This window comes from Stenotrophomonas sp. 2YAF22 (assembly GCF_052114665.1).
GTDB classification, from domain to species: domain Bacteria; phylum Pseudomonadota; class Gammaproteobacteria; order Xanthomonadales; family Xanthomonadaceae; genus Stenotrophomonas; species Stenotrophomonas indicatrix.
In genome coordinates this window covers 1-4,084 of record NZ_JBFRFE010000394.1, presented here as the reverse complement: position 1 = coordinate 4,084, position 4,084 = coordinate 1, and the positions used below count along the sequence as shown (strand labels likewise).

The window sequence follows — 4,084 nt, the reverse complement described above, 5'->3', positions numbered from 1 at the left end:
GCGCCATGGATGGCGCCATCGAGCCCCCATGGATGGGTTTACGGCGTGTCCTGCCAACTCACATCGCCCCGCCCAACAAACAGAAAAGCCAGAGCCGGCTGTTGCTCCGGCTCTGGCTCTGGCTTCGGCTGTTGCTGTTGCTGTTGCCTGCGGGTGCCGGGCCGCAGGCCCGGCTGATCACATCAAACCACTGGTTCGCGCAGGACCGGGTTGTCCCAGCCCGGGCGCGGTGCGAAGCGATCACCGTGACGCTGCTGCAGCGCCTTCAGGCGCTCCACGATGGCATCGGCACCCACCGCACGGATGTGCTGGATCGGACCGCCGCGGAACGGTGCGAAGCCCGTACCGAAGATCACGCCCGCGTCCAGCAGGTCCGCGTCGGCCACCACGCCTTCGTGCAGGCACGCCACCGCCTCGTTCAACAACGGCAGGATCAGGCGATCTTCCAGATCGGCAGGCGCTTGGTAGTCGCGCGCCACGTCCGGCTTCTTGGCCCGGCCGTTCTCCCAGGTGTAGATGCCTTGGCCATCCTTCTTGCCGCGCTTGTCCGGTTCCACCGTCTGCAGCGCCGCCGGAATCTGCAGGCCCAGGAACGGGGCCAGTTCCTTGCCCACGCCAGCGGCCACGTCCAGGCCTACGGTGTCGATCAGTTCGATCGGGCCCATCGGCATGCCGAACTTCACCGCCGCCTTGTCGATCACCGGGCCCGGAATGCCTTCAGCGTATGCGGTGGCCGCTTCCAGCATGTACGGGAACAGCACGCGGTTGACCAGGAAGCCGGGCGTGCCGGCCACCGGCACCGGGAACTTGCCCAGCGCCTTGCAGAAGGCTGCCAGGCGACGCTCGGTTTCGGCCGCCATGCCGTCGTGATGGATGATCTCCACCAGCGGCATCTGTGCCACCGGGTTGAAGTAATGCAGGCCGGCGAACTGCGCCGGGCGCTGGATGTGATCGCGCAGTTCCACCAGCGGAATCGACGAGGTGTTGGTGGTCAGCAACGCGTCGAGCTTCATCTTCGGCTCCAGCGTCTGGTACAGCGCACGCTTGGCTTCCGGGTTCTCGATGATCGCTTCGATGACCAGATCGGCCTGCGCCACGCCATTGCCTTCCAGGTCCGCACGCAGGCGCGCGGCGACGGCCGGACGCTTGCTCTCGTCACGCACCTTCTTGGCAAACAGTGCCTGCGCACGCTCCATGGCGGGATCGATGAAACGCTGCTCGCGGTCCTGCAGGGTCACGTCGAAGCCCTTGTAGGCCGCCCACGCCGCAATGTCACCGCCCATCACGCCGGCACCGACCACGTGCACGTTACGGATGCCGGAATCGCCACCACCGAGGCCCTTCAGGCGTTCGGTGAGGAAGAAGATGCGGATCAGGTTGCGCGCGGTCGGCGTGCTGGCCAGCTTCACCACGGCGCGTCGTTCGGCATCCAGGCGTGCCTGCACCGGCTTGCCGCCGCTGCGCTGCCAGGTGCTGATCAACGCATACGGCGCCGGGTACTGGTCCTTCTTCGCCTTGCGTGCGACCTGCTTGACCATCTGCGGGGCCAGCAGCTGGCGCGCCGGCCAGGTATTGGTCGCCCAGGCCAGCGCACGCTGCTTGAACGGGCGGGTGGTGCCGGACAGTGCCAGCGCCACGGCGGTATCGAGCACGACGGCCGGTGCCACCACCTTGTCGACCAGCCCGATGCCGCGTGCGGCCGAGGCCGACAGCGTGCGTCCGGTCAGCATCATGTCCATTGCCGCCGGTGCGCCGACCAGCTGTGGCAGGCGCGCGCTGCCGCCCCAGCCCGGGAAGATGCCCAGCTGAGTTTCCGGCAGGCCGATGCGGGTGGAACTGTCATTGGATGCAACGCGATAACGGCAGGCCAGGGCCAGCTCGGTACCGCCGCCCAGGCAATGGCCATGGATGGCGGCCACGGTCGGGCAGGGCAGTTCTGCCAGCTTCTGGTAGGTCGACTGGCCGCGGCGGATGGCGTCGTTGACGGTGCCGCGGCGATCGAATTCCTGGAATTCCTTCAGGTCGGCGCCGGCGATGAAGCCTGCCTTCTTGATCGACTGGATCACCACGCCCTTGGGCGGGTCCATGGCGATGCGCTCAAGCAGATCGCCCAGCTCCAGCAGGACATCCTGCGACATTGCRTTGACACTGCTGTCCTGACGATCCAGGGAGAGGACCACCACGCCATCGTCGCGGATCTCGGGGTGCCAGTGGCTGAAGCGGAGACCATCGAAGCTTGAGAGCATGGACGTTCCATCCGGTTGTGTATGGAGAAGGGGGCTATGATCCAGAGGTTGTTTCCCCCGCGTCAAATCCCAATAGCAGGGGTATGGCGCCCCGGATCGCAGGCCTTGGACCGGAACGTTAACGGAACGGTGGTTAAAAGCTGGTGCGGCGCCAGGTGATCGGCGACTGAACTTTTCCCGGGATTGGCAGTCTCATTGCCCGACGTCGGTTGGGCTGACAGGAGTGCGGCCCCTCATGGCCGATGTTGATACACCTCAGGAGCTGGATCTGGAACTGGTCCGGCGCGTGCAGCACGGCGAGAGTGCCGCCTTCGATGTCCTGGTGCGCAAGTACCAGCATCGGGTCGTGGCCCTGGTCGGTCGCTACATCGCCGACTGGAGTGAATGTCAGGACGTGGCCCAGGACACTTTCATCCGTGCATACCGTGCGATTGGAAGCTTCCGCGGCGACGCCCAGTTCTCAACCTGGTTGCATCGGATCGCCGTGAACACCGCCAAAAACCATCTGGCTTCGCACAATCGCCGCCCGCCGACCGATGACATCGACATCGGCGACGCCGAGCAGTTCGACAGCGGCACGCGCCTGCGCGACACCGATACGCCCGAGCGCGAGTTGATGCGCCAGGAACTGGAACAGACGGTGATGAAGGCCGTCAACGCGCTGCCGGAAGAACTCCGGTCGGCGATCACCCTGCGCGAGGTGGAAGGCCTGAGCTACGAGGAAATCGCGCAGAAGATGGGGTGCCCGATCGGCACCGTGCGTTCACGGATCTTCCGGGCGCGCGAGGCGATCGACACCGAACTCCGGCCGCTGCTGGACATCGGCAGTGCCACCCGCGAGAAGAGCCGTATATGACCCGCATTCCGAACAACGAATCGCACAACCACCAGTCTCCCGCCGGGCAACGCCTGGACGAACGCCATCGCCAGCAGTTGTCGGCGCTGGTCGACGGCGAGCTGGGGGCAGACGAGGCGCGCTTCCTGGTGCGCCGCATGGAACACGATCCGGAACTGGCTGGCTGCCAGGAACGCTGGCAGCTGCTGGGTGATGTCATGCGTGGCCAGGCGTCGCTGCTGGCACCGGCCGGTTTCAGCGCCGCCGTGGCTGCCGCCATCGCCGCCGAGCCCGCACCGCTGGCCGAGCCGAAGCGTCAGGCCCGCCGTAGTGGTTGGCGTGCATGGGGCGGCGGTGCGCTGGCCGCTTCGGTTGCTGCCGTAGCGCTGTTCGTCGGCCGCGAAAAACTGCAGGAGGCGCCGCCAGTGGATGTCTCTGCACCGCAGGTGATCGCCAGCCAGGCGCAGTTGCCGCCGGCATCGGAGCAACCGGCTGCCGTTACCGAGGCGTCGGTGGACACCGCTGCGATGGCCGTGGCCAGCGTGCCGGCGGTGGCCATGGCCGCTGCCAGCCGTCGCCAGGATGTGCGCCGCGCCAGCGCCACCCGCAGCCAGCAGGCCGCACGCGTGGCCCAGCGCGATGACGCACCGCTGCGCGCGGTTGCCAGCCAGGCGCCGCTGACCCCGACCATGCCCGCCGGTAGCGCGCGCACTCTGCCCTTTGGCGAGGTCGGCAATCTGCAGGCTCGGCCGTGGCCGCGCTCCAGCCTGGCGCCCGCCGCCGGTGGCGCCCTCAATGCCAGTTTCCCGGCCCATGCCGGTGGCGCTGCGTTCTATCCGTTCGAGCCACGCCTGCAGGACGACCTGCCGGCGTCGCAACGCCCGCGCGACTGAGCCGGGTACCGTTCCACGCCCCGCCGTCGGCGGGGCGCTTCCTTCCCTTTCCATCCGACCCGGAGGTTGCCGTCCGATGACTCCCCGACTCCGCACGCATGCCATTGGCC

Annotated in this window: 3 protein-coding genes; 2 read left to right on the top strand and 1 reads right to left on the bottom strand. The window is 67.3% G+C overall.

Annotated elements, in window-relative coordinates:
• Nucleotides 1-182: 182 nt before the first annotated feature.
• Nucleotides 183-2,246, bottom strand: a complete 2,064-nt coding sequence (locus AB4Y84_RS15190; RefSeq protein WP_442244622.1) for a 3-hydroxyacyl-CoA dehydrogenase NAD-binding domain-containing protein — start codon at nucleotides 2,244-2,246, stop codon at nucleotides 183-185.
• 235 nt (nucleotides 2,247-2,481) lie between these two features.
• Here AB4Y84_RS15190 and rpoE point away from each other — a divergent pair, with 235 nt between their 5' ends.
• Both rpoE and AB4Y84_RS15180 read left to right on the top strand, forming a co-directional pair.
• Entirely contained in the window at nucleotides 2,482-3,102 is a 621-nt protein-coding gene (rpoE, locus tag AB4Y84_RS15185) for an RNA polymerase sigma factor RpoE (protein WP_025877103.1), read from the top strand.
• Nucleotides 3,099-3,974: a sigma-E factor negative regulatory protein gene (locus tag AB4Y84_RS15180; protein ID WP_105164480.1), complete on the top strand. Its 876-nt coding sequence runs from the start codon at nucleotides 3,099-3,101 to the stop codon at nucleotides 3,972-3,974. The genes rpoE and AB4Y84_RS15180 overlap by 4 nt, the downstream gene beginning before the upstream one ends.
• The last annotated feature ends 110 nt before the right edge of the window (nucleotides 3,975-4,084 follow it).